This window comes from Ideonella sp., assembly GCF_041287625.1.
GTDB lineage: Bacteria > Pseudomonadota > Gammaproteobacteria > Burkholderiales > Burkholderiaceae_C > Ideonella.
This window is the reverse complement of sequence record NZ_JBGGNH010000002.1, coordinates 1-3,286: the sequence shown is the minus strand read 5'-3', so window position 1 is coordinate 3,286 and position 3,286 is coordinate 1. Positions and strand designations below refer to the sequence as shown.

The following is a 3,286-nucleotide window of genomic DNA, read 5'->3' as shown; positions in this document are numbered from 1 at the left end:
GGTGCCGTGGGCCTCGATGTAGGTCACCGTGCGCGGGTCGATGCCGGCACTGCGGTGCGCCTTGGCCACCACCGCGGCCTGCGCCACGGGGTTTGGCGCCGTGAGGGAATTGGCGCGCCCGCCGTGGTTCTCGGCGCTGCCGCGCACCAGGCCGTGGATGGTGTCGCCATCACGCTCGGCGTCCGACAGGCGCTTGAGCACCAGCATCGCCACGCCTTCGCCGCGCACATAGCCGTTGGCGTTGCTGGCGAAGGTCTTGCAGCGGCCGTCTTCGCTCAGCATGCCGGCCTTGTTGAAGCTGATGTGCATTTCCGGCGTGACCATGGTGTTCACGCCACCGGCGATGGCCAAGCCGCAATCGCCCCGCTGGATCGCCAGGATGGCCCGCCGCAGCGCCACCAGCGAGCTGGAGCAGGCCGTTTCCACCGGCTCGCTGGGCCCATGCCAGTCGAGGAAATAGCTCATCCGGTTCGGGCCGACCGAGGGCACGCCACCGGTGGACGAATAGGCCTCGCCGCCCAGGCCCACGCGGTTGAGCAGCGTGCCGTAGCCGGCAGCACCGGTGCCGACATAGATGGCGGTGTCACTGCCCGACAGCGCAGGCCCGGCATACCCGGCGTCCTCCAGCGCCTTCCAGACGTGCATCATCATCAGCCGCTGCTGCGGGTCCATCAGCCGGGCTTCCTTCGGGGAAATGCCGAAGAACATCGGGTCGAACTGGTCGATGCCGTCGATGAAGCCGCCCCACTTGACGTTGGTCTTGTTGTCTTCGCGCGTCGGGTCGCCGAACCATTCGCGCCAGTCCCAGCGCTCGGGGGGAACTTCGGTGATGCAGTCCCTGCCCTCGGCCAGCACGCGCCAGAAGGCGTCCAAGTCTGGTGCCTGCGGGAACTGCCCGCTGATGCCGATGATGGCGATCGGCTCGTCCAGCGCCGGGCTGCGGCTCACCGCCGCTGCCGCCGGTCGGACGAGGCTGCCGCGCCCGCGCGACTTGGCGGGCTTGTCCATCGGTTCCGGCACAAAAGCCGGCATCACCTCGGTCGCCACTGCGAACACTGGCGCCAGTGCGGCGCGATGCTCGCTTGCCAGATGGGCTGCCAGCGCGTCCAGCGTCGGATGTTCAAAGAAGATCGTCGGCTTCACATCGACCCGGTATTGCTGGTTCAGGGCGTTGCCGAATTCGGTCAGCGAGATCGAATCGAAACCGTATTCGCTCAGCGCCGTGTCGCCGTCGATGTCCTCGGGCTTGACCTTGATCAGCTGCGACACCATCTCGACCAGCATGCGCTTGACCTTGTCCTGCAGCACGCTGCCAGCGGGTGTGAGCGGGGCGGCGGGCACGGTGGCAAGCACAGGCCTGTCGTCCTGCGGGGCGCTGCCCATCGGCGAGCGGACGCTGAACTGCCGCAGGCGCACGCACAGGGCACCGTGTTCATCGCAGAGATCGATGTCGAAGCGTTGCTCGGCGTCACCGGCCTGGCTGCCCGGGCTGCGCTGCGCGACGGCCCACATCTCGGTCGTGCACGGCGAGAAGGCCTCCAACGCGCCAAGCGCAATGGGCAGCATCAACGCAGGCTTGCCCACTTGCAGGCCCAGCGTGGCCTGCAAGGCCGCGTCCAGCAGGCTGGGATGCAGCAGGTAATCCGCCTGCGTCGCCCGCACCTTTTCGGGCAGGCTGATGCGGGCGAGCACTTGCGCCTCGCCCACGAACAGCTCTTGCAGGCCCTGGAACCCGGGGCCGTAGTGCAGGCCCATCCGGGCGAACCGGTCGTAGCACTGCGCGGCACCGAGATGCGACCCGGCGCAACGCTGGCGAAGCGCCACCACATCGAGCGTCTCGGCGCTGGTTTCCTCAGTGCCAGGCCTGGCCAGGCCCTGGCTGTAGACCACGGCCGCGTCGCCCTCGCCTTCGCCACGGATCTCGAAGCCGACATCGCCGTTCGTTTCGGGGTACAGCGCCAAGTGCAACGTCAGCCCCTCGCCGCCGACCACGACCGGCCGCAGCCACACGACATCGTGCAACGCGATGCGGCCCGTTTCGCCGAACACCTGGCTCGCCGCGTGGCGCGCCATCTCCAGCTGTGCCGCGCCGGGCAACACGCAAGCACCACGCACCACGTGATCGGCCAGGAAAAACGCTTCGCCACCGAGCTGCGTGCTGAAGCGCAGGCCGCCCAGGTCCGAGGTGTTGCGGTGGAGCAGGGGATGCAGCGCCGCTGTAGCCAGCCGTGCTGCAGGCTGCGCGCTGTCCGTGCGCACCCAATGCCGCTCTCGGGCAAACGGATAGGTCGGCAGGCTGATGCGCCGCGGCCGCTGGGCACCGTGGAGGCGCTGCCAATCAACCGCCATGCCCTTGACCCACAGGTCCAGCAGCTTGCCGAACTTGCCCTTTGCGGCCCAGGTGTCGGCGATGGTCGCCATGTCCTCGTCGCCCGCCAACGCCGCCAGCGTGTCCTTGTTCCCTTTGACCTGGCCGCGGTACAGCCCGTCGATGGCGGTCTTGCCCTCGGCATGGCCGCTCAGCTTCTCGCTCAACTCGGCGAGAGACCCAACGACCAGCGCGAGGCGCTCGTCCATCGCCTTGCGCCCCACCTGCAGCGTGTAGGCCAGATCGGCCAGTGCGATGCTGGCGTCGGCCTCGATGGCCGCGAGCAACTGCCGCACCTGTTCGCCAAGTTGGTCTTCGGTACGCGCGGACAGCACGACCAAGGCCGGACCGGCCGCCACGGGTGCCACAGGTGCCACAGGCTCAGGCGCGATGTATTCCTCCAGCACGACGTGCGCATTGACGCCGCCAAAGCCGAACGAGCTGACGCCCGCGCGGCGCGGCAGCGGTTGGCCTTGCGCATCGCGCAGTGCTGCCCATTCGCGTGTCTCCTGCACCACGTAGAACGGACTGCCATCCAGGTCGATGTAGGGGTTCAGCGTCTCGCTGTGCAGGCTCTTCACCAGCGTCCTGTGCTTCATCTGCAGCAGCACCTTGACAACGCCCGCCACGCCAGCCGCCAGTTCCAGGTGGCCGATGTTGGTCTTCACCGAACCGAGGCCGCAGTGCGCTGCCTGCACCTCACCGTCGCCGGTGGCCGCATAGAGTTCCCTGAATGCGGCCTTCAGGCCATTGATCTCCACCGGGTCGCCCAGCGGTGTGCCGGTGCCGTGGGCCTCGATGTAGGTCACCGTGCGCGGGTCGATGCCGGCACTGCGGTGCGCCTTGGCCACCACCGCGGCCTGCGCCACGGGGTTTGGCGCCGTGAGGGAATTGGCGCGCCCGCCGTGGTTCTCGGCG

The 3,286-nt window shown here is 68.4% G+C and carries 1 protein-coding gene; it reads right to left on the bottom strand.

Annotated features, from left to right (window positions below; genetic code table 11):
- A partial coding sequence (locus ACAH41_RS00390; RefSeq protein WP_325655792.1) for a beta-ketoacyl synthase N-terminal-like domain-containing protein occupies positions 1 to 3,286 on the bottom strand: 3,286 nt, incomplete at both ends.